This is a genomic window from Bradyrhizobium sp. JR3.5, from assembly GCF_054057015.1.
On sequence record NZ_JBSRYV010000001.1, the window covers coordinates 165,688 to 186,709 of the forward strand.

At 59.0% G+C, this 21,022-nt stretch carries 20 protein-coding genes, 1 tRNA gene and 1 pseudogene; 18 read left to right on the forward strand and 4 right to left on the reverse strand.

The window, feature by feature from the left end; genetic code table 11:
* Positions 1–47: 47 nt before the first annotated feature.
* A complete protein-coding gene (locus ACVWW1_RS00815) occupies positions 48–929 on the forward strand; it encodes a hypothetical protein (RefSeq protein ID WP_456654487.1) in 882 nt (293 codons plus the stop codon).
* Here ACVWW1_RS00815 and ACVWW1_RS00820 read toward each other — a convergent pair.
* Complete coding sequence (locus tag ACVWW1_RS00820) at positions 902–2,857, reverse strand: autotransporter assembly complex protein TamA (RefSeq protein WP_456654488.1); 1,956 nt, start codon at positions 2,855–2,857, stop codon at positions 902–904. The two genes, ACVWW1_RS00815 and ACVWW1_RS00820, sit on opposite strands and share 28 nt — an antisense overlap.
* Before the next feature lie 624 nt (positions 2,858–3,481).
* Between ACVWW1_RS00820 and ACVWW1_RS00825 the strand changes: the two genes are divergently transcribed.
* Entirely contained in the window at positions 3,482–3,691 is a 210-nt protein-coding gene (locus ACVWW1_RS00825; protein ID WP_456654489.1) for a hypothetical protein, read from the forward strand.
* A 36-nt stretch (positions 3,692–3,727) separates the two neighbouring features.
* Positions 3,728–4,145, forward strand: a pseudogene (locus tag ACVWW1_RS00830) (KUP/HAK/KT family potassium transporter); the annotation flags it as partial.
* A 272-nt stretch (positions 4,146–4,417) separates the two neighbouring features.
* Here the strand turns inward: ACVWW1_RS00830 and ACVWW1_RS00835 are convergent.
* Positions 4,418–5,419: a helix-turn-helix domain-containing protein gene (locus tag ACVWW1_RS00835; RefSeq protein ID WP_456654490.1), complete on the reverse strand. Its 1,002-nt coding sequence runs from the start codon at positions 5,417–5,419 to the stop codon at positions 4,418–4,420.
* A gap of 431 nt (positions 5,420–5,850) precedes the next feature.
* Here ACVWW1_RS00835 and ACVWW1_RS00840 point away from each other — a divergent pair, with 431 nt between their 5' ends.
* The 11 genes from ACVWW1_RS00840 to ACVWW1_RS00890 all read left to right on the forward strand — a co-directional run bounded on the left by ACVWW1_RS00840 (position 5,851) and on the right by ACVWW1_RS00890 (position 15,938).
* Positions 5,851–6,201 carry a helix-turn-helix domain-containing protein gene (locus tag ACVWW1_RS00840; RefSeq protein WP_456656582.1) on the forward strand — a complete coding sequence of 117 codons (351 nt, stop codon included), beginning with the start codon at positions 5,851–5,853 and terminating at the stop codon, positions 6,199–6,201.
* Between the two features lie 44 nt (positions 6,202–6,245).
* A complete protein-coding gene (locus ACVWW1_RS00845) occupies positions 6,246–7,565 on the forward strand; it encodes an HlyD family secretion protein (protein ID WP_456654491.1) in 1,320 nt (439 codons plus the stop codon).
* A gap of 226 nt (positions 7,566–7,791) precedes the next feature.
* Positions 7,792–8,472, forward strand: coding sequence for a hypothetical protein (locus ACVWW1_RS00850; RefSeq protein WP_456654492.1), 681 nt, complete (start codon positions 7,792–7,794; stop codon positions 8,470–8,472).
* Positions 8,473–8,719: 247 nt separating this feature from the next.
* Positions 8,720–10,150: a DUF1254 domain-containing protein gene (locus ACVWW1_RS00855; RefSeq protein WP_456654493.1), complete on the forward strand. Its 1,431-nt coding sequence runs from the start codon at positions 8,720–8,722 to the stop codon at positions 10,148–10,150.
* A gap of 789 nt (positions 10,151–10,939) precedes the next feature.
* On the forward strand, positions 10,940–11,551 hold the full coding sequence (locus tag ACVWW1_RS00860; RefSeq protein ID WP_456656583.1) for a helix-turn-helix domain-containing protein: 612 nt from the start codon (positions 10,940–10,942) through the stop codon (positions 11,549–11,551).
* Positions 11,552–11,861: 310 nt separating this feature from the next.
* Complete coding sequence (locus ACVWW1_RS00865) at positions 11,862–12,605, forward strand: outer membrane protein (protein WP_456654494.1); 744 nt, start codon at positions 11,862–11,864, stop codon at positions 12,603–12,605.
* 74 nt (positions 12,606–12,679) lie between these two features.
* A complete protein-coding gene (locus ACVWW1_RS00870; protein ID WP_456654495.1) occupies positions 12,680–13,396 on the forward strand; it encodes an outer membrane protein in 717 nt (238 codons plus the stop codon).
* A gap of 28 nt (positions 13,397–13,424) precedes the next feature.
* Complete coding sequence (locus tag ACVWW1_RS00875) at positions 13,425–13,901, forward strand: DUF992 domain-containing protein (protein WP_456654496.1); 477 nt, start codon at positions 13,425–13,427, stop codon at positions 13,899–13,901.
* Positions 13,902–13,969: 68 nt separating this feature from the next.
* A complete protein-coding gene (locus ACVWW1_RS00880; protein ID WP_456654497.1) occupies positions 13,970–14,326 on the forward strand; it encodes an HdeA/HdeB family chaperone in 357 nt (118 codons plus the stop codon).
* A 134-nt stretch (positions 14,327–14,460) separates the two neighbouring features.
* Positions 14,461–14,604, forward strand: coding sequence for a DUF992 domain-containing protein (locus ACVWW1_RS00885; RefSeq protein ID WP_456656584.1), 144 nt, complete (start codon positions 14,461–14,463; stop codon positions 14,602–14,604).
* Positions 14,601–15,938: a TAXI family TRAP transporter solute-binding subunit gene (locus ACVWW1_RS00890; RefSeq protein WP_456654498.1), complete on the forward strand. Its 1,338-nt coding sequence runs from the start codon at positions 14,601–14,603 to the stop codon at positions 15,936–15,938. The genes ACVWW1_RS00885 and ACVWW1_RS00890 overlap by 4 nt, the downstream gene beginning before the upstream one ends.
* A 1,535-nt stretch (positions 15,939–17,473) precedes the next feature.
* Here ACVWW1_RS00890 and ACVWW1_RS00895 read toward each other — a convergent pair.
* Entirely contained in the window at positions 17,474–17,641 is a 168-nt protein-coding gene (locus tag ACVWW1_RS00895) for a hypothetical protein (protein WP_456654499.1), read from the reverse strand.
* A gap of 152 nt (positions 17,642–17,793) precedes the next feature.
* On the opposite strand from ACVWW1_RS00895, the gene ACVWW1_RS00900 reads away from it, so the two are divergent.
* Positions 17,794–18,126, forward strand: coding sequence for a hypothetical protein (locus ACVWW1_RS00900; RefSeq protein WP_456654500.1), 333 nt, complete (start codon positions 17,794–17,796; stop codon positions 18,124–18,126).
* Positions 18,123–18,187, forward strand: a tRNA-OTHER gene (locus ACVWW1_RS00905). Before ACVWW1_RS00900 ends, ACVWW1_RS00905 begins: the two co-directional genes overlap by 4 nt.
* 255 nt (positions 18,188–18,442) lie before the next feature.
* On the opposite strand, the gene ACVWW1_RS00910 is transcribed toward ACVWW1_RS00905, so the two are convergent.
* Positions 18,443–18,781 (reverse strand): hypothetical protein, encoded by a 339-nt coding sequence (locus ACVWW1_RS00910; protein WP_456654501.1) that lies wholly within the window; start codon positions 18,779–18,781, stop codon positions 18,443–18,445.
* 630 nt (positions 18,782–19,411) lie between these two features.
* Here ACVWW1_RS00910 and ACVWW1_RS00915 point away from each other — a divergent pair.
* Positions 19,412–19,885, forward strand: a complete 474-nt coding sequence (locus ACVWW1_RS00915) for a hypothetical protein (RefSeq protein WP_456654502.1) — start codon at positions 19,412–19,414, stop codon at positions 19,883–19,885.
* Positions 19,886–19,968: 83 nt separating this feature from the next.
* Positions 19,969–20,589, forward strand: a complete 621-nt coding sequence (locus tag ACVWW1_RS00920; RefSeq protein WP_456654503.1) for a hypothetical protein — start codon at positions 19,969–19,971, stop codon at positions 20,587–20,589.
* The last annotated feature ends 433 nt before the right edge of the window (positions 20,590–21,022 follow it).

The following is a 21,022-nucleotide window of genomic DNA, read 5'->3' on the forward strand; positions in this document are numbered from 1 at the left end:
TCGCCGGCAAAGACGGGCGCGGCAACTGACGGCAGCAGCGGCCCGAGATGGCTCGAGAGGCGGGTTGCAAGGACACGGCCCGCTCCGTTGCGATCGAGCGTGATCGCGCCGGCCGCGTCGATCGTCGGGCCGGCCTGAAACTTCAGGGCGCCACGGAAGCTGTCGAGCGTGCCCTTGCCGCCAAGCGCGAACGTAACGGGCGGCTCGCCGGGCAAATGACCGATCTTGGACACAAGGCCGTGGGCGGGCTCATCAAGCGTGACGTCGAGGGTCAATGCGTTTCCCTGCGGCACAAAGGCTCCGAGCGCGGCCTTGAAGCGGCCCGGGAAATCGGTGCGGATCGCGTCGAGATTGAAAACGAGGCCCTCAGAGGGCGAGCCCAGTTCGGTATTGCCGGTCGCCTTGACGCTCAGGGCCTCGCCGAGAATGGGCTGACCCAGCACCAGTGCACGCAGGTCGAAGGCCTTCACCTGTACTTTCACGGGAAGCTCCGGCAGGATCGGCTGGTCGGACGCCGCGGCCGGTTGCTCGGACGGCAGCGGCTTTCGCTTGATATCGAGCGTGCCGATCTCAAGCCGATCGATCTCCAGCCGCCCCATCAGCAGGGCAGCGCGCCGCCAGACGAGACGGGCCTTGTCGAGGGTCAGCCAAACTCCGTCTTTGTCGGTGATGCTGACGTCGCGCACCGTCGCGTCCGACGACAGGACGCCATCGACGGCGCCGATGTGGACCTGGGTCGCGGGCGTCGAGAGCGTTCGCGAGACGAGGCTGGCGAGCACGTCCTGCTGGTTTGCACCGGTTCTGCTCGCCATTCCGTAGAAAACAATGCCAAGCACCGCGACGCAAACAAGCCCAAGCGCCGCTACGGCGAAACCGACGACAAGGGACCGTCGCACGCGCATCAGAAGGCCTGCCCAATGCTGACATAGATCGCGTAGCGGCTGTCTCCTGGCCGTGGGTTCAGCGGTGTCGCGACATCGAGCCGGATCGGGCCCACCGGCGTCAGATAACGCAGGCCAAGCCCGGCCCCGTAGCCGACATAATCGCTGAAGCCCGGCAGCGACGAACGGGACACCGAGCCGAAGTCGAAGAACGGCACCAGGCCGATGGTTGGCGTGATCCTGACGCGCACTTCAGCGGAGCCTTCGATCAGGCTGCTGCCGCCTGTGATCTGACCGAACATCATCGGCGAGATGGTGTTGAAGCCATAGCCGCGCACGGATCCGCCGCCGCCCGCAAAGAAGCGGTGCGAATCCGGAATGTCAGCCAGCGGCGCTCCCGCGAGCGAGCCCGCTGCCAGCCGGCCAGCCAGCACGTAATCGGCCTGCTCATCGAGCGCGTAATAGGCCGAACCCGAGACGCGGCCCTCAAACAGATCGATCGTTGAGCCCATCAGCTTCGAATAGGCATTGACGGTCGCAGCAAGGCGCACACCGCGCGTGGGATCAAGCGGGCTGTCTGTCGTGTCGTAGCGGCCAGTCGCGGTGAAGCCGACAAGCGTCGCATCGACCCGGCCCAGCACGTCCTGCGATCTCGACTGCTCGACCTGAAGGCCGCCCTGCAACGAGGCGGTCTCCGAAAAGCGATGCACCACGCCGATCGTGCCGCGCACCGTATCGTCGGTATAGCCGCCGAGTTCGTTGTTGCCGACGCGTTCGCGGAACGCCGTGGCTTCGATCAAGAGATCATTGGAGGTGCCGAACAGGCCCGGCTTGATGAAGGTTCCCGTGAATCGCGCACCGAAATCCGACGCGTGAAGATTGTTGAAGCCGTTGAACGATGTCCCGTCGATCCGCTGCAACAGGGAGGCGGACGCCTCAAGCCGCAGGCGCTCGCCGCCGCCGAAGATGTTCCGGTCCTCGTAGTAGCCCGAAATGCCGGGACCATCGACCGTCGAATATTTCGCCGAGAGACCCACCGCGTGCCTCGGTCGTTCCGTCACATCGATGAAGACCGGTAGGTTGCCGTTCACGTCGAGCTTATCGGCCTCCCGGATACGAATGCCGCCGATGGCGGGGATCTTGGCGATCGAGGTCTTGGTCAGCGCCAGCCGCTCCGGAGAATAAGGCTCGCCTTCCTTCAGATAAACATGGGTCGCCACCACCCGTGGGTCGACAGCCCCGTCGCCCGAGACGGTGACGGCGCCGATGCCGGCCTTGGGGCCCGGCTCGACCCGCAGGCGAAAATCCATCGCGCCCGCTGCGTGATCCACGGTTGCCTTCACGTCGGCGATCCTCGCCAGCGGATGTCCGTTGCCACGGAACCAGTCGACGAGTTTCAACTGTGCGGCGCGCAGGTCGGCCGAAACAGCCGGGTCGCCCGGCTTCAGCGCAAAGGCGCGGCGTGGCAACCCTTGCGGCGCCAGGTCGCGCGGATAGTCGACGTCGACAGTGCGCAGCTTGAACAGCCGGCCGAGCCGCGCGGTGACCTTGATCGGAACAACGGTCTTGTTGCGAAGGGCATCGGCCCGGCGGGCTGCGGCGGTGAACCCTGCCTCATCGAGCGGGGAGACGGGAACTCCGTCGATGGCGACGTCGACTTCTGCGTTGTAGCGGCCAATCCCCCAAAGCGTATCGAGCATCGGGTTGATATCGGCCTGAACGCGCCGCACGAGACCGTCTCCGTCCGGCGGCGGCTCCTGTCGAAGGCGATAGGTGGCGGAGGCGTCGCGCAAGGCCTGTTCCGCATCGCTATCCTCCTTGCCATCTTCCGTCTTGGCCTCAATCACCAGGCGGTAGGATAATGTCGTGGCGCTGACGGGTGGCGGATCGTCTGAACCGAGCAGGCCGAAGAAGTCGAAGGCGTGAGCGGACTCGCACAACGACCAGGCAGCAACCGCAAGCGCGGCACAACCCATGCGCAGGATGCGTCGGGATACAGCGAAAAAATATCCTCGACTTGCCTGCCCCGGTGAAGGGAGCAGACATCGTGGCACCACGATCCGCTTGATTGTCCCGCTCCCAAACTCGCCTGTCGACTCAACCCGAGATCTGTGTCGCTCAGGTTTGACGCTTCTCCTGCTTCATTATTTCAACAGGCGCCACACGCAGAAGTGATAGACATCATGATGGATAATGTAGGGCAGCAGTCAGGACTCTGTTGAGAGCGGCCTTTAATCGAACAAAGACCACGACGTTCGAGAAAGCCTCGTGATTACAGATAGCTCTCCACAGTAATTCGTCGTGCTCGAAACGCAGCGCTCTTAACCACTGTGGTGACTGGGCGACGCTTCAAGACCAAATTCTACTGGAACTGACTTTTTGCGATGGCTCATTGATGGGCGCCGTGATGAAGCGCGAAGACATGGAATGATGGACTTGCGGTTGAGCCCCTCAGAAAACGGAGTGTCGTAAGGCACCTAGCCGCAATCTGAGCTCGTTGCGCCTCGCTTAGCTCATAGCCCTTCACATCCATCAGCCCGCTCCGAATCAAAACGTCCGGAACGCACTGATTCAGCAACGTTCAGCTATGGGAATCCTGAATGTGGATTGGCCTGGTTCGCCGATTGGCGCTGGACTCGACGCTGAAGCACGGTGCGCCCGGCCAGCGGAACATCCGCCCTGTTGACGACGCGGACATTCGCGTTCTTCCGGATTCCGACCTTGATCGCCTGGAGGTCGTCGCCGAGCCCTGGAGCGTTCGCGACGATCGGACATCGGCAACCGCGATGATCTCGATCGGGGCCGAATGACGGTCGCTTTGCGCAGTTCAATATAGAGGAAGTGCCCTGGGTGTCGTCTATGGCGACATCGGCACCAGCCCCCTCTACACCTTGAAGGAAGCCGCCGCAAAGGCCGCCGCGCCCATGGCGTGCCACTCAGCCAAACTGCCGCGCTGGATACGGTCTCGCTGATCCTGTGGGCACTGATCCTCATCATTTCAGTCAAATACGCCATGCTGATCCTGCGCGCGGACAACCGCGGCGAAGGCGGCATCGTCGCGCTGTGGCGCTGCTCTCGGCGCGCAACGCGGCGCCCGGCACCTGGCGCGCCCATTTGCTGGTCGTCGGCCTGGTCGGCGCCGCCCTGCTCTATGGCGACGGCGCGATCACGCCGGCCATTTCCGCGCTGTCGGCGATCGAAGGCCTGAAGGTCGACGCGCCCTCGCTGTCGTCGGCGGTGGTGCCGCTTACCCTCGACCTCCTTGATCTCGAGTGCGATTTCGGTCGGCGTGAGGATCTCTTTTCTGAGCAAGATACAGGCGAACGCCACGATCCAGCGCTCGTAGTAGGTCAGCTTCGCCACCATCCATTTCGGCCCGCTCCACCGTATTGACGACGCTGCTCCTATTTGTCGTGCCGATATGCCCGGAGACAGGCGACCCGCATCCAGTCGTACCGTTCAGCCAACATCAGTACGAACGCACGCTGGCCATGGTGTATGATCTCGACGGGCTCGCAACGAGCGTAACGCGACGCCTATTGCGGATTCCATTTGTCGCGAAACTCTCTCGGCGTAACTCCGGAAAAGCGTCGGAAGGCGCGAGTGAAGTGCGCAGGGTCGGAGTAGCCCGAAGAAAATGCGACATCGATAATCTTGGCATCCGTATCGCGCAGAAGTTTAGCGGCATTTTCAAAGCGCACTCCGTCAAGGAGGTCAGAATATGAAACGCCGGCGCTTGAGAGCTTACGTTGAAAGCTTCTGATGCTGATGCCGGCCATCTCTGCCATTTCTGCGATCGTTGGAATTCGATCGTCCAGGTAGGATGGCAGCATCAATTTGACTGCGGAGACGATTTCGTGGCCGGACGGCCCAACGCCGTCGTTATGTGAAGGTGCCAACGTCTCGCTTGCGAGATTGGGGAAATCCAGGAATGAAATGGGAATATCGATCCATGAGGAATTCGGATCCGATATGAAGCGGGTATTTTGCCAGGACGACCGGGTCTCGAGGCTCGGCTCATAGCGGGCTTCGAAGGCCATCGTCGCCGGAATCCAGTGGGGGCCGGAAAATTGTCGTACGATATGCATCGACATGACATTCTGAAGCCACTGCGAATGCTCAAGATGCGGCACCCCGGCCGTGTCCGCAAGCTTGCTGCAAATTCTCACGTGACTGTCGTCGCGCTCCAGCCACATACTCAAGTTCGTGTCTTCAAGCGCTGCCCATTTGCACAATTGCTGCAAGGCAATGAACAGCGTCGGCGAGAAGCGGATGATGGCGCGCATCTTTTCGCTCAGGTGGCAGAATTGCAGCCGGCGCGCAGCCTGGAATCCAATGTCTGCGATGCCTTGCGACCGCTGTGCTGCTTCCGCGAAACGTACGGCTAGCAGGATTGGGATGTAGTGCTCGGGCTTTTCTTCTAAAGAAGCTGGAAGGCGAAACTTGGTCAGCAACGCCTCCGTTGGGGCACCGATCTCATTGCAAATGTGAGCGAAAGGGATAATGAATTGGCAACGAGTTAAAGGAAGTACGGTCATTTTTGGGCTCTCGCGCAGAAATTGAGTTCGGCGACTTTCCAGCTTCGGTGTGCAGTGCGGCTGAGTTGCCGAAAGCTTAGAGCTTACTGGCTCCCGGTTGGCGTGTATTGCAAAATATGTACCCGCTGCATTGGGCGAAGAGACTGGGCTGGCTCAGTGGGAGCCGGCGCGCCCTTCGGTCCTAACTTGGCGGCTTATGGCAAGACCTCCGACGTTTCTCCCATCATGCTCCAGCAAAAGCGAAGGCTAGACGAGGCGGTCTCGGCTCTTCACCACATGTCTTCGGTCCCATGAAGCCTGTTCACATCCCATCCCGATACTCGGTGCGGGCGGCGATTGCTGCCTCACTGCGTCACGGTGACGCAGCGCTTCAACGCACCGCATTCCAACTCGGGATGAGTCCGCGCTCGTTGCAGCGGCATCTCGCCCGAATGGGCACCAGCTACAGCGACATGGTTGCGGAAGTGCGCCTCGATACGGCCTGCTACCTTCTTCTAGAATCCAACCAGCGCATATTTGAGATCGCCCAGCGCCTCGGCTATGCGGGAACGAGCAGCTTCAGCCGTGTCTTCATGCGTTTGACAGAAATACAGCCCGTCATCTATCGGCGTCAGCGAGCTGTTCAAGGAAACGAGTCCCGACCCGGGAAGGAGCCGCATACGGGCAATCAGCAGAAACCATCGCGATTGGCGCGAAATGGCAAGACATCTTCGCCGCCAGCCGGGACTAACGTCGCATCCCCTCGACAAGGGAAAAGACAGCGTTCTGACGGCACTGACTGAAGAACGTTGGCGTCAGCCTGGCACCTGCTACGACAGGACAAACGATGTTTATCATTCTCGTTAGCTACCTTGTCCTGATTTGGCTGGCATTTTCAAAGTTCAAGCTGATACGTCTGACCTGGCCGTCCGGAATCGTCGCTGCCCTCGCAGGCATTGGAATTCTCGCCGTCTTCATGGCGATGCTCAATTATCTCACCCCCAACGGGCGGATCGTGGTTGTATCACGCGTCGTAGAAGTGACGCCGAACGTCAGTGGCGAGGTGATCGCAATCCCCGTCAAACCAAACGTGCCGGTGAAGGCCGACGCGGTCCTGTTCGAAATCGACCCGACGCCGTTTCGATACAAGGTTCGGCAGCTTGAAGCCGCACTAATCGCCGCTCAGCATCAGGCCGAGGTGCTCAAGGCGAATTACGATCAGGCCAACGCCAATGTGGCGGGTCTTGAAAGACAGGTCTCTTTTCATGAAAAGAGGCTGAACGATATCGCTTCCTTGACAAACAGCGGAGCCGCCACGTCGTTTCGTGAGCAGGACACGCGCGAACAGCTCGATATTGCGATTGCCCAGTTGCAGTCCGCAAAGGCGCAACAGCAGGGCGCGAGGGCCTCGTTCGAATCGTCGATCGGCGGCGTCAACACGACCGTGTTGCAAACCCGCGCGCAACTCGATGATGCAAAATGGGAGCTTGAGCAGACGACGGTCAAGGCGCCGTCGGACGGCTACGCCAGCGTCGTAGCGCTGGCGGTTGGTGCTCGCGCCTTGCAGGCACGCGCGGCGATGTCCTTCATCATAGAGTCGGACGTTTCCATCGTCGGTGTGTTTTCGCAGAATGGCTTTCGCACTATCAGACCCGGTGCACGGGTCAAACTCGTTTTCGACAATGACCCGGGACGCATCTACGAGGCCAGGATCACGGAGATTCCGGAAGGGGTCGGGCAGGGGCAAATTGTGGTTTCAGGGACGCTCGCTCGTGTCGGATCAATTGGCGGTACGAGCGCGTACCCCGCGGTGATTTCGCTGCCAGCGAATGCCGACCGCTCCGTCTTGCGGCTCGGGGCGTCGGGCACGGCGACGGTGTTCGCCGAGAATGCGGGACCACATCGGGCTCATCGCCCGCATCGTGCTGTGGGTCCAGTCCTACACGGCTTATCTGTAAGGACTCGATCCGATCGCCGCATACGAGGGCGGTGGGTGTGTCCGTCAACCGCATATGCAGCGTCGGGCATGACTGCCGCTCGTCAAACCCGATCAGCAGGCAACAGTACACCTGCGATTCGGAAGCCTGCAGCCTGCGTGCCCCTTATCGAGGGCCTGTTTTGTCGACTTCGACGATTTCATGGGCTGCGACCCGGCAGCAAGAATTAGCGAACGCCGCGGCCGTTGGCGTGAAATGGCAAGACATCCTTCCCGGTTGCCGCGAAATAGCGGGATGAAAACCATTTCCCGATGCTCATTGGATGCCAGCAACGATGGTCCGAGTTGGGGGCGGAGAGCATGACACGGGACACGGTGATCTGGCAGTCGAGGTGTCCCGTTCGAGGACACGACGTCGGTTTGCCGCCGTGCGGACAGGATACAGAAAGGTAAACCAATGACAATACTGCGTGCCGCTCTTCTCGCCATTGCCGCCGCTGGCATGGCGTGTATGCCGACGATCCTTTCCGCTCAATCGGCAGCCGAGCCGAAGCCGCACGTGCCGCTGGAGAAATCCATCGGACAGTCGAAGCCCGAGGTCGTTCCGTCGTTGTTCGTTCTTAACTCTAGGGGCGCCAGCCTGAAGGACGGAAAGCTCGTTCTGGCCGGAGTCTCGCCGAATGCCATCGTGTTTGCGGATCGACCGGTGCGGGCCGCCGGACATGATCTGACGGCGCGGATCGTCGAGGATTGGGGCAACGGCAGCGACAATTTCGCAAAGGATCCGCCGAACGCTACGGTGTCCGGATTCAAGAAGGACGGATCGGCTGTCTTCGACGCGGTGGTTGTACTGAAGTCGCCGAAGCTCGAAGGCGACAAGCTGACTTTTGACGTCGATCTGCTCGAAGGTGACCTGGCGGGAGTCGATGGGCCAGCGTCGGTCTTCATCGACATCATTGGCCGGCCGCTGACGCCGCTGTCGTTTGCTGGTGTCGCCCGCAGAACGGCCTGGCGCGGCGCCTACTATCGCGGCGCTGCTGTTGCCGGGGCCGCGGCTGTTGGAGCGGCTGCTGTGGCCGCCTATCCCTATTACTACCCGCCGCGCTGTGGCTATTACCCCTATCCGCCTTGCTACTAAGCGTCCGCGCGAAAGTTCGAACGACCTCATGAGCATATGGCAATCTTGCGCGTTCCTTGCCGTCGGGTCGACCGCGAGCGCGGATCGGCCGTCTGGTCATGAGCACGCGCGCCGACCCCACGCAGGATCGGGCGCGGAGGCCGCGGTCAATGTGTCGGTGGCACATCCCAATAAACTGCAATGGATTCCCTGACTTCCAAATGCGGATCGATTCGAAAACTCAATCGAACAACAAGGAGTACGGCAAATGTTGACGAAGCGAGATCTACTTCGCTCCACCGCGGCGATCGCCGCCGGCGCCGCGATTGCGAGGCCGAGCCTCCTGATGGCGCAGAGCTACCCTGGCATTATCGAGGCCAAGGACATCGCTGAGGCCGGCTTCATCTACGGCCTGCCGATCGTGATGAACTACGGCATCATGTACGAATACGCCATCGATCGCAACTCGGGGCAGTTCAAGGCGCCGTTCAATCAGATCAAGAACGAATCCCACGTCTTTACTTATAAAGATACCGCCGTCATTTCGCCGAACAGCGACACGCCCTATTCAGTTGTGTGGATGGACCTGAGGACGGAGCCGATGGTGCTTTCGGTCCCGCCGGTGGACCCAAAGCGCTACTACTCTGTACAGCTTATCGACGGGAACACATTCAATTACGGCTATATCGGCAGCCGCGCCACTGGAAAGGATGCTGGCGACTACATGGTCGTCGGACCGGAGTGGAAGGGGGCAACTCCCGCCGGGGTCAAGAAGGTGTTCCAGTCGGGCACGCAGTTCTCGCTCGCCCTCTACCGTACCCAGCTTCTTGATCCGGGCGACATTGACAACGTGACGAAGGTGCAAGCCGGTTACAAGGCGCAGCCGCTTTCGGCCTATCTGAAGCAGTCGGCGCCGCCAGCTTCGCCGGCCGTGAATTTTCCGAGGATCGACAAGGAGCTCGTGAAGACGAACTTCTTCGAGTATCTCGATTTCTGTTTGCAGTTCGCGCCGGTGCTCGAGAGCGAGAAGGATATCCGGGCAAAGCTTGCGCGCATTGGTGTCGGGGCAGGGAAGACCTTCAGCTTCAAGGATCTCTCGCTTGAGCACAAGGCCGAGATTCTCATCGGAATGAAGCAAGGAGAACGAAAGATCGATGAAGCCATCGACAAGGCCGGCGTGTCGGTCAACGAATGGCGGCTCAGTTCCCTCTTTGGCGACGCCGCCTTCTTCAATGGCGACTGGCTGAAACGCGCCGCGGGCGCCAAGGCGGGCATCTATGGGAACGATGCGGTGGAAGCGACCTACCCGCTCGGCAAGTTCGATTCGGAAGGCAAGCCGCTCGACGGCAGCACGCACAACTACACGCTGACTTTCCCGGCAGGTCAATTGCCGCCGGTCAACGCCTTCTGGTCGGTGACAATGTACGATGGCAAGACCCAGCTACTGATCGAAAATCCGATCGACCGCTATCTGATCAATTCGCCGATGCTGCCCACCATGAAGAAGAACGCGGACGGGTCGCTGACGCTCTATATTCAGCACAAGTCGCCGGGGGCGGACAAGGAATCGAACTGGCTGCCGGCGCCGAACGGCCCAATCTATATGGCCATGCGGCTCTACTGGCCGAAAGCGGAGACGCCCTCGATTCTCCCGGTCGGCAAGGGGACGTGGCAACCGCCTGGCATCATGCGGGCTTGATGGGCACCTGGACCAACCATGCTGCCCGGAAAGTTACACGAGCGCTCGAACTCGTGCCGGTCTCTTTTGGCCGGCGCGAATTCGGACCTGACTCGCGGGTTCAGATGGTGAGCAGTTGCACAGCGCGCTGATGCTCGCAGCAGGGATATATCTACGTTCAGGCGCTGACCTGCGCTCAACTTGCGGGCGCCTGGCAGGAAGACCCGGGACGCTCATCAAGTGGTTGGTACAACGGTCTCGCACGTAACCATCGTCTCAACGTCGAGGGAGCGGAAGAAGCGGGCACGAAGTCGTCCAGTACCGCTTGGCCGATCCCAGCAAGCTGGTCGTCGAAGCGATTGCTATCGTGTTCAAGGATATGCGCGCGAAGCTTTGTATCAAGATGAAGCCGTAGGCGAGCCTGTAGGAAACAGGGTGGGAGGACTTTTCCGTTGGCGGCCGCTAGCGACGTAGCATCATACAGCTTTAGCTTTGACGAATATTCCGACATGGTTATTGGAGCGACGGGGAGTTTCCTGCTGACTGGTCCCAGTCAAGCTCCTTGGTCGGTCAATCACTGTAATTTGGGTTCGATCGTCTTGCAGTTTGGCCTGGAGGGAGGCTCCAAGATATTGCACGGCATTTCGTGTCCAGATGCTTTGAGCATCTTTTTTCTTTCAGGATGATCAAATTGCTGATCGCCTGATTTTTGACGGTCAAGTCCTTCAGCCTCACGACTTCGTGGTGCTTCCGCCTGGTAGCGATTTTACGTTCGCGTCGCGCGGCATCCATCGTTGGATGTCGATTTCGATGCCTGCTGGGCTCTTTGAAACATTTGTTATCAGGACCGGCAGAAACCATCTTGCATGGCTCAAGAGGGAAAAATGCGTCATTTCATCCCCGAAACAACTTCTCAATTGTTTGACTGCGGCAATCGCGAGCACGGCCGCGCTCGCTCGCAGGGAACAAACGTCGACGCTCCACGGACTTGGTGTTGCCCGGCTCCTCAACGCATTGATCGGCGTAATTGCGGGTTTGGACAACGAAACGTGCCTTCCGCCGGAAAGGTCGCGATTGTCCAGTGACGTCGTGACAAAAGCGCTGGAGCACGCCGATGGTCAGAAATGGGGAGGGCTTCAGGTTACTGACCTGGCCGTTGCGGCTGACGTAACAAGTCGGACGCTCCTGAGGACGTTTCGGCAACAGCTCGGCGTTGGACCGGCAAGCTATCTTAAGCTACGTCAGCTCAACATGGTTCGACGTGCACTCCGCGGAAAATGCGGGTCGTCAGGCAAAGTCACCGACATCATGAGTGAACACGGGGTTACTGAATTCGGTCGTTTTGCCTCGGAATACAAATCCCTTTTTGGAGAGCGCCCGTCGGAGACGGTGGCGAGGTCGCGGGTGCAAAGAGCGCGATGAAACGACTTATTTTCAGCCGTCGTCAGCCCGCAATGCGCAAAGTTGCAGAGTGCAAGTCACGTCTCCGGGCGCGCCGGGAAGAGTGGGTGCGATCGCCTGAGCAATGGCATTCGACAGTTAACTGTTGGCGTGTCGAATAGCTTTGGTTTGGTCGGAAACAGAAGCGTCACGCTGCAGTGTACCGAATTTGCAACGGGCCAACTTCTTTCAATCGGTTGTCCGATTTTACATAGCGACCGGGAGTTAGACCGAAATACTTTTCGGTACAGGCCTTCAACTTGCGGCCGATGTGTTTCCAGAGGATTTTGAAATGAGAAAGATCGTACTCACAGCTGCTGCATTCACTGCATTCGCTGCCCCCGCGTTCGCTGCCGACCTGCCGCAGCGGCCTTACGCCCCGGTCAAGGCCCAGTTGATGGCTGCCCTTTACGACTGGACCGGATTCTACATCGGCGGTAACGGCGGTTATGGCTCGAGCCGCAATTGCTGGGGTGTCGTACCGGCAGGTGGCTTGGTCATTCCGGATGGTTGCCACAGTCAGTCTGGCGGCGTCATCGGTGGACAGCTGGGCTACCGTTGGCAGGCCGGTCAGTTTGTGTTCGGTTTGGAAGGCCAGGGCGACTGGGCAAATATGCGCAGTTCGCACGTGAGCATTGTCAATCCGCTTCTTACCGATTCTTCCAAGGTTACCAGCCTGGGCCTTTTCACCGGCCAGATCGGCTACGCCTGGAATGCAGCGCTGCTGTATTTGAAAGGCGGCGCGGCGGTGACGGACAACAATCTTCTTCAAGCGACCACGTTTGGAGGCGTTGGCCTGAACTATGCGACCTCGACCCGTTGGGGCGGTGCCGTCGGCGTCGGGTTTGAGTACGGCTTCACCCCGAACTGGTCGGCCGCCATTGAATACGATCGTTTGATCATGGGTAACGCCAACAATTCATTCTCGGTACCCGCAGGCGCCGCTGCTGTCGTCAATCAGATCAGCCAAGACGTGGATCTGATCACCGTGCGCGTGAACTACAAATTCGGTGGACCCGTCGCTACGGCTTACTGATCTTTGCCGGCGAAGGCCGGCTTGGCAGCCGGCCCTTGTTGGCCTCTTGAGCAATTTGGGGCGAAATTTTCGTGATGGACGACATGAAGAAACTTATCATTGGAGCAGTATTTGCTGCCGTCAGTTCTACCTGCGCCTTTGCGGCAGACCTTCCCGTGCAGAGCTACAAGAGCGCGCCGGTGGCGGCCCAAGTCTATAATTGGACCGGCCTTTATGTCGGTGTGAACGGCGGGTACGGTTGGGGCACGCAAGACCCGCTGACGCTCGTCTCTGGCAGGTTTGACCGCGCAAGCTTCGATACCAGTGGCGGAATGTTCGGCGGCACCATGGGTGCCCAAATCCAGGAGGGATATGTGGTCATCGGCCTTGAGGGCGATCTTGATTGGGCGAACGTGAAGGGCAGCGGCATCATAAGTCCGGCTATCGCTGGCATCGGGCAGGGTATCACACTCAATATCGCGTCGAACATCAGCGCCGTTGGAACGGCTCGGGCGCGAGTCGGCGTCGCCGTCAGCAATCTGCTTTTGTATGTCACCGGTGGTGCTGCTTTCGTGAAATCGAGCGCGAATGGCACCTCAATTGCCGGCGTCCCATGTGGTACGCTCGGCGTATTTCCAAATTGCGCAGCCTCGGCCTGGCGTCCTGGCATCGTTGCCGGCTTGGGTATCGAATATGGCTTCACGCCGAACTGGTCGCTGAAGGGTGAATATCTCTACACCCAGGTGGTCGGCACCGGTGTAAGCACTGACAAGCTCAATACCTTCCGCGGCGGCATCAACTATCGATTTTGAAACAGAAGATGCGGGTTAGGACGTTATCATGAATCCTAAAGCGTTGGCTCTTTGTGCAACGTTGGTTGCACTTGCCGTTCCTGCTTCGGCCCAGACGCCGACATGGACCCAGACGGGTATGCTCAGTTGCAAGCTTAACCCGAGCATTGGATTCATTATCGCCGGCCACCAGTCGATGGAGTGCCGCTTCGTGCCGTCGATGCCCGGTCCCCCGCAGTTCTACGAAGGCGCGCTCAACACGGTGGGAATTGATATTGGGATAATCGGTGGCGGCGCCTTGGCGTGGGGCGTTCTGGCGCCCACCGCCGGCGTTCCCGCCGGCGCTCTGGCCGGCACCTATGTTGGTGCAAGCGGTGACGTGGCGTTGGGACTTGGCGTTGGAGCAAATGTTCTGGTCGGCGGATCCAACAGAAGCTTCGCGTTGCAACCAGTATCAGTCGAGGGCTCGGTCGCGCTGGATGTCACGCTTGGTCTGTCCGCACTTCAATTGAGATCGGTCCCCTGAGCCAGTGCACCTGGCCACGCGGTACAGAGTTCGAGTTATGCAAGGGACAAGAAACCAGAGGGTTTAGAATGCGGCTTTACTTCGTTCTCGCTACGGTCGCGACAATTGCCTGCTCCAGCGCCTCGGCCCAGACGCCGCTTTCGGCCTATGTCGACAGCAACGGCTTCATCGATGTGCAAAAACTGACATGCGCCCAACTCGCAGGTACCTACCAGGAAGACGCGGACGCCCTGACGTCCTGGTACAGCGGTTGGTACAACGGCCTGGCCAAGAAGCACTACCTGGATCTCAGGAAGGGAAAGGTCGTGGAGCACGAGGTGATCGAGTACTGCAAGGCAAATCAAGACAAGCTCATTATCGAAGCCATCGCTGTGGTATTCAAGGATGAGCGGGCGAAACTGGGAATCCAGATGAAGGCTGATTGAGACAACAGCGCCATTCGCTAGGCCCGGTGCTCGATGATGGGAGACCCAAGGATGTTGTCCTTTGTGCGCTGGGGACGCCGACGGGTGTGCTTGCGAGTGAATATGTCGGTGCCAGTGGCGGCGTCTCCCTCGGTGTGGGCGTTGGCGCCAACGTGCTGTTTGGTGTTTCAAACCGCACCGTCGCACTGCAGCCGCTCTCGGTGGAGGGGCAGGCGGGCATCAATGTTTCCCCTAGGGGTATCCGAGCTGATGCCTCCGCTCGTACCGTGATGCCATGAGCACCCTCGCAATCAATCTATGGCCGCGATGGCTTAGGATATTGATTGTCGGAGCGGCCACGGCCGCGGCGATCGGCAGCGGATGGTTCGGGTATTGCTACTTCGCAAAGCCTGTTGTGCTCACCGTGGCCGCCGGGTCGGCCGATGGCGAGTCGCTGGCGCTGGTCTCGGCGATAGCTGCGCGCCTGTCGGCGTCGAACTCGCATGTTCGGTTGAAGGTCAGCGATGCCGGAAGTTCAGCGAAGGCCGCCGAACTGCTGGCAGCGGGGAAGGCTGATCTTGCTATCGTTCGAGGCGATACCAAAGGTCTGGCTGATGCGCGGAGCGTTCTGCTCCTGACCCATGGGGTGGTCCTGATCGTGACGCCCGCAACCGTCGGTGCCGACAGCCTCGGTGATCTGCACGACATGACCATTGGCGTCGTCGGCGGCGCCATCAACGCTCCGACAGTTGAGGCCCTCAAGCAGGTGTATCAATTCGACCGCGCCAAGGTCACCTTTCAGAATGTTGCCATCAACGACGCCGCGGCGTCGCTCGCGTCAGGAAAAGTTCACGCCTTGCTGGTCATGATTCCCTTGACCGAAAAATATCTCGCCAAAGTCAGGCAATTCCTGCACCAGGAACGCAGCAAAGGGGCAGCGCCAAAACTGATCGAAATCGAGTCGGCCGGCGCAGTCGCTAACGTCGCGCAGCAATACGAGAGCTATGATATCCCGAAGGGCACCTTGCGGGGCGCTCCGCCGGTTCCCTCCGATGACTTGACATCGCTGCGCTTGTCGTACTTTCTCGTCGCCAACAAGTCAGTCGATGCCGATGCCATTACCGATCTGGCGCAGTCGCTGGTCGATGCAAAACGGGATCTGCTGTCTCAGTTTCCGATATTGGCCCAGGCCGCCGCGCCGAGCACGGATGCGGACGCGTTGATCCCGATCCATCCGGGAGCTGCGACCTACTACAATGGCAACCAGCAGAGCTTCTTCGACAAATACGACGACAAGCTTTACTACGGGTCGCTGTTGCTGGGCTCGCTGATCTCCATCCTCGTGGCAGCCTGGCGTTTCGCCCGCTCAGGCAGTGGACCGCAAAGTATGCTGGAGCCGCTTTACGAGCTTGGCAACGAGATCAGGACGGCGAAGAGCGAGACCGAACTGGACCAGATCGAACGGAGAATTGACGGCATCCTCAAGGCTGAACTCGCCAGGAATGCAGGCGGTGAGGGCGCCGACGGCGCCGAGATGGCCGCCCTAGGCCTTGCCGCCCACCGGCTCCAATACTTGATGAGCCATTGCCGGACCCGGCTTGGCCACACATCGGTTCGCCCGGCAAGCAATTAGCGCGTGCACGAACACTCACTTCCGCTGGGCACTCCGCATCCTTGATCTGGATCAGTACGGGCGGCGACACTCCGGCCGCCTTGTCGCTCTACTCGCCTCGTCGCACGAGCCGTGCCAGCCATACTTCCCCGATGGTGCAATAGGGATCGCCTTCGCCGGCCATTAAGCGTGGGACCGGTCCCCTCCACACGACGGCAATAGCCAGCGTCGCCGTCCCAGCGAATAGCGCTACACCGAGCGTGTGGTGTCCGAAGCCATAATTGTGAGCCCAGGCGAGCCATTCGGGCGGCCTGTGATTTCCAAGCGCATCGTCGAGGACAAGCTTGATGGCCATGGAGCTGCCAGGCTCGTGGCGATCTCGATCAGCATCGCGACAAGCACAATAACAAGTCAGCCGCGGTAGGGACGAGGGAGGCCAAGCACCAATCGCGTCATTAACGTACCACATTATGGTCGGTGCGTTACTCCAAAAGCGAAAAGCCGCCATCGCCGCAAGCGGTCGCACGCCGGTTACATGCCTGATGTTACTTTCACAATTTTGCGGGTGGCGTCGCATCGCGCTGTGCAAAAACAGACCGCGCCGTAATTTGAAGGCTTGACGTAGCTGCTACCGCAGGACTGGCGGCGAACTCGGCAGGTACCATCGGAGCGCGCTGGGCCGCGGATTCCCGCCGTTGATCCCGTCGGCATCGGGCTCCCGCGCCTTGGCGACGTACGGTTTGTTGCCATCCCGCACGATTGATAGCCGACGCGCGAGAACGTCTGTCAATTGCAGTAGACAACCCACCAATTCCTCTTGGGAACTCACATTAGGTGCTCCTGCTTCTGGACGGGTACGGCGACCGCGCGCCGTAGAGAACGGCGCCCAAGGGTTTGATCACATGGACCAGCGCCGCCTCTAGCACTTCGCGAGGGGAGCTTGGAGGCGTAACACGCGGCCGTGTCTCGCTTGATAGATAACCTCGAGCGTGCGCCCGTCAGTAGCGACGCACTCCAACGGCTCCTCTGCGGTATCCGTACCGGCCAACTCCAACCGCCGCACATCCCCGTGGCCCGCAGCGAGCTGCAGCGCAACCTCTTGGTCCACATCCCGCAGCGCCTGCTCTGTAGTACGCTTCACTCCGACCGCCACCAAAGGTGGCGAGACCGAGAATTACGGTGAGACTTAAAGTCATGACACGAATAATCGGTGACATTTTCTTCTCCGGCGCTATCCATGTTGTCGCCCTACATTGTACTGATCAGGCTTGACGTGATTATCAGAAGCCTCGCGGCATGGACTATGCAAAAGCGGACAGTGAGCTAAAAAGTCTCGGCGCGCCATTGCCGTAGCAAAAGCGGCTCATTGCGCCAAGCTGGCGCTGGATGGACCGTGCACGGACGGTGGCTTTTGGCAGACTATCAAGACGCAACGTTCGAGTTGGGCTGCTCTCCGGCAGGAAGACAGTGCCTCCGAAATAGTGGGTCTCGCGATGAAGCGGACCACGGGCTCGAACCCGCGAAAAGCGAATGGATCAGCGCTGACTACTGCATGGCTACATGACGTCGGCCATGTAGTTGAATTTGATTCCGCTCGCATATGGGTTCGAGTCCGGCCGCATTCGCGCGATCCGCGCTAGGTCGGCGGATTCCCATGCGACCGATACTTGCGCGGCGATCTCATGCGTGCCGCCATCGAGACCGGCGGCGTTGTGAGGCAGCACCAGGTCGAGATCGGTCGATCAGCGCGCCCCGATCTGCGGTCATGCGGATGTTGCGCGGGTTGGGGGCGCCATAGACGACGCAGGTCTGGCGGCCGTTCTTTTGCTGCCGGCGATATTCACTTAGGGAGCAAGGAGCCGCGGCGCCCAACTGCGTGGAAGTGCCCTCCGCCCGTCAGGCCTTTTCCGTTGGCGGGAAAGCCGACGATCGTGGATGTACTGTCGGATTCACTCACCAGCACGCAAGTTTGCGCGACGCCTTCGCGAATTTGCGCACGAACGAAAAGAGCACGTATCTGGTGCGGTTTCTGATGCGGTCGTCGCGCTGGGGGCAACCAGGATCCAATAAGGTAATATTGATCTTCTTGGTGGGGCCGGCAGCCACCATATGCATTGGAGTTTTGCACGTAGAATCAATCGTCTGGCAAGATATTGATCTGTCGGAGACCAACAAAAATACCAACAAGTGGTGGTTGCTGAAAAATTGATCTGCGCGGCAACGGCCCTCTCAAGGCTGAAACGGGGGTTCGATTCCCCTAGGGAGCGCCAACGATTTCAAGTGCTTACAGAGCAATTTTCCGCGCTCGCTGCCCACTTCTTCAACTTTTCTTCAACCCGATTTCTGATAACCGCGTTTTTCGCTGGCCGAAGACGGGCAAAATCTTCGAAGCATAGATTTACTAGTTCGGGCGGGTTGGAGCAGGCTCATCAACGTTCGTAACGGGTGACGAGGACATGCAAGATGAAGATGAAGATGAGGATCCCCAAACTTCGGACGATGCGATACCGCAATACGGCATTCTCCTAACTGATGCCTACGATCTTGTCGTAGGCCTTGTGGAGGAACATCCCGATCGTTTCGCCAGTTTCGATGAATGTTGGTCGGAGGCTTTGCAGAAAAGCAGAGAATTCGAGAGGACGCTTGGACACGATCCGACTGTTTTCGATGCGGATATTGAAGAACATTGGCATGTCCGGAAAGTAGCCAACCTCTTTCTGCGCTTGCAGATCGAAGAGGCGCGTCTCGTTGCTTATGTTCGAGATCCCAGTACTGGAGATGTTTTGCGATTGCGTGCGGATGGTTGGACAGACGAAAGTTGGGAAGATTACATTCCGGCTGGGATTTGGACCGATTTCGTTCACGGAGATCCCGATTCTCCAGGACCAAGTGGAAGGTTGATTCACGGAGCGCTCAGAAGGGACGCTGATCCCGGTCTTTCGATCATGAGACGACCGGTAAGAGCGAGGCGTGGCAATGCGTGGTCTAGTGTTTTGAGCTGGCATCAGGTCCGGCGAACCGCGTGTTATCCACGACCGCCCGTCGAACCGCCGCTAAACCCGTCCCAGGCCAATTCGTTGGTAATTGTCCTCCGCGGCATGATTAAGGTCCAGACGTGCCAAAGCGACGTCCAGTCTGGCTTCGCCATGCGGCTTCTTCAGTCATTTCGATCGACTGCTCGTATTTTGCGGGGTCGCCACGCCGATATCTTGGCGCGACGAATTCGCAGGATCGTCCGGATCGACGGAAATGTCCGGCGCAGTGAATGTTTGAGACCTTCTGAAACATCTCGCCCGACTGATAAGGTTTTGAGAGTTTGCTTATCAGTGCGATCGGAACGCCCGTGAAGACAGCAATTCGATTCGGAGACGCGGAGTCGGTTGCTAGCGTACCTTTCCGTGAAATCGCGGCGCCTGCCCAATCACGGCCGGTCGCCGTAATCAGGCCTTGGCTCTGGAATTTGATCGAGGGTCGTGCTCAACTCTGGGTCGAATATGAAGAGCGCAGCCTGTGGAAGAGGAAGGAGAGCGAAAATTCAGGAAGATAGCGAAAAGGAAAGCGATCGTGCGGATGTTGCTGGGACAAATCGTCCTACAGAGTACCCGTTTTTGGGCGTCGATGCGCCCAGTGGAAACTATAACGTCTTCCCAGAGGCGTTGGAGAACGATCCCGACATCTACTTTCACGGGACTGCCGCTTCCGTGCTTAAGCCGATCATTGCCAATGGTTTTAAGCCCGCGAAGACATTGTCTTCCGTGTCGTTTTCCGCAACCAGCAGCCTGGCACTAGGCTACGCCTGTGAGACGCGCGCGGCTGGCGAAGATGGTGTTGTGATTGCTGTCAGAATTGAAACCGATAACCGTGCGGGAATTCGCAAAGAGGCGTTCGGTGTCCATGTCGATAAAATTGAGCCGCAGCCGGAGATCGTGGGATATTGCATCATCCCGGCTAGCTATCACCACATTTGAAGCTGGCGCATTCACGCAGCAGCGAGCTCAGAGTTTCTTTAACACGAGCGATCAATAGTCATCCCATTTGTCGAGGCTCGTCTATGCACGTCTTCATTGATGAAAGCGGCACTTTCATCGGTCACCAGCCACGATCTATCAGTGTCGTAGGAGCGCTGGCGATACCTGACGGCAATTTGCCTCGACTGAAAAAGAAGTATGCCCTTCTGACGGGAGACGACGAAGTGAAGGGCCGCGATCTCGACGCGGGCCAAATCGACCGTGTTGTCCGGCTGATAAAAGATCGTGACGCGATCTTCGAGGTGACGGCGCTCGATCTTGCGCTTCATACGGCAACCGGCGTTGCCGCCTATCAACAGCGGCTAGTGGCGGACATGGAGCAACTGTTTCCTACGATGCCGAAGGCGCTCCGCGAGCGCGTCGCCGAGGCCTCGCGCTACATTAGTCAAATTCCTGCGCAGCTCTTCTTGCAGGCTCTTGTGACTTTCGACCTCATGCACCGCATGATCGGTCACTCCGCGCTTTTTTTTCTCAGCGAAAGCCATACGCCTTGGGTAGTTTCAATTGGATCATTGACGGAAAAGACCCCCAAAAGGTTACCAATTGGGAGAACTGGCTTAGATCCTACGCGAGAGGCGCGCTGGCGAGCCTGTCCGCGCGTGATCCTGCACCGCGACCTGAGCCACAGGAAGGCGCTTTGTTGAACTTCACATGCTTCGACAAAGCACACACGGGTAAGATTGGAGATCAGTACGGCATCGACCCCGCGCTATTGCTGAAGCACGTGCGTTTCTCGTCAGAGATCGAGATGGGATTGGAGATTGTTGACATACTTTCCAATGCGACGCGCCGGATGCTTCGGCTGGAACTTGATCGCGCCGGATGGATCAACATGCATAAACTTATGATTCGATTGCAACTGGACATACATCTAGTTTCCAATCCTTCAAGCAGGCCCCGATGTAATACAAAACGCTGAATACGGCGCCGTCGTAAACGAAGGTTTCCGTAACGGCGGCCGTCCGATGTTCACACGTCGCAACGGGTTTCTCCTCGATTGAACGGTAGGTCTCGGCTGCGACGGATCGTGACCGGATTGCCCGGACGAACGTTTCGCTTCGACGGCAACAGGCTGAC

Excerpts from the sequence above, each read along its gene's own strand:
- ACVWW1_RS00815 (WP_456654487.1), top strand. The coding sequence starts at position 48 with ATGGCTCGAGAGGCGGGTTGCAAGGACACGGCCCGCTCCGTTGCGATC.
- ACVWW1_RS00820 (WP_456654488.1), bottom strand. The coding sequence starts at position 2,857 with ATGGGTTGTGCCGCGCTTGCGGTTGCTGCCTGGTCGTTGTGCGAGTCC.
- ACVWW1_RS00825 (WP_456654489.1), top strand. The coding sequence starts at position 3,482 with ATGTGGATTGGCCTGGTTCGCCGATTGGCGCTGGACTCGACGCTGAAG.
- ACVWW1_RS00835 (WP_456654490.1), bottom strand. The coding sequence starts at position 5,419 with ATGACCGTACTTCCTTTAACTCGTTGCCAATTCATTATCCCTTTCGCT.
- ACVWW1_RS00840 (WP_456656582.1), top strand. The coding sequence starts at position 5,851 with ATGGGCACCAGCTACAGCGACATGGTTGCGGAAGTGCGCCTCGATACG.
- ACVWW1_RS00845 (WP_456654491.1), top strand. The coding sequence starts at position 6,246 with ATGTTTATCATTCTCGTTAGCTACCTTGTCCTGATTTGGCTGGCATTT.
- ACVWW1_RS00850 (WP_456654492.1), top strand. The coding sequence starts at position 7,792 with ATGACAATACTGCGTGCCGCTCTTCTCGCCATTGCCGCCGCTGGCATG.
- ACVWW1_RS00855 (WP_456654493.1), top strand. The coding sequence starts at position 8,720 with ATGTTGACGAAGCGAGATCTACTTCGCTCCACCGCGGCGATCGCCGCC.
- ACVWW1_RS00860 (WP_456656583.1), top strand. The coding sequence starts at position 10,940 with ATGCCTGCTGGGCTCTTTGAAACATTTGTTATCAGGACCGGCAGAAAC.
- ACVWW1_RS00865 (WP_456654494.1), top strand. The coding sequence starts at position 11,862 with ATGAGAAAGATCGTACTCACAGCTGCTGCATTCACTGCATTCGCTGCC.
- ACVWW1_RS00870 (WP_456654495.1), top strand. The coding sequence starts at position 12,680 with ATGGACGACATGAAGAAACTTATCATTGGAGCAGTATTTGCTGCCGTC.
- ACVWW1_RS00875 (WP_456654496.1), top strand. The coding sequence starts at position 13,425 with ATGAATCCTAAAGCGTTGGCTCTTTGTGCAACGTTGGTTGCACTTGCC.
- ACVWW1_RS00880 (WP_456654497.1), top strand. The coding sequence starts at position 13,970 with ATGCGGCTTTACTTCGTTCTCGCTACGGTCGCGACAATTGCCTGCTCC.
- ACVWW1_RS00890 (WP_456654498.1), top strand. The coding sequence starts at position 14,601 with ATGAGCACCCTCGCAATCAATCTATGGCCGCGATGGCTTAGGATATTG.
- ACVWW1_RS00915 (WP_456654502.1), top strand. The coding sequence starts at position 19,412 with ATGAAGAGCGCAGCCTGTGGAAGAGGAAGGAGAGCGAAAATTCAGGAA.
- ACVWW1_RS00920 (WP_456654503.1), top strand. The coding sequence starts at position 19,969 with ATGCACGTCTTCATTGATGAAAGCGGCACTTTCATCGGTCACCAGCCA.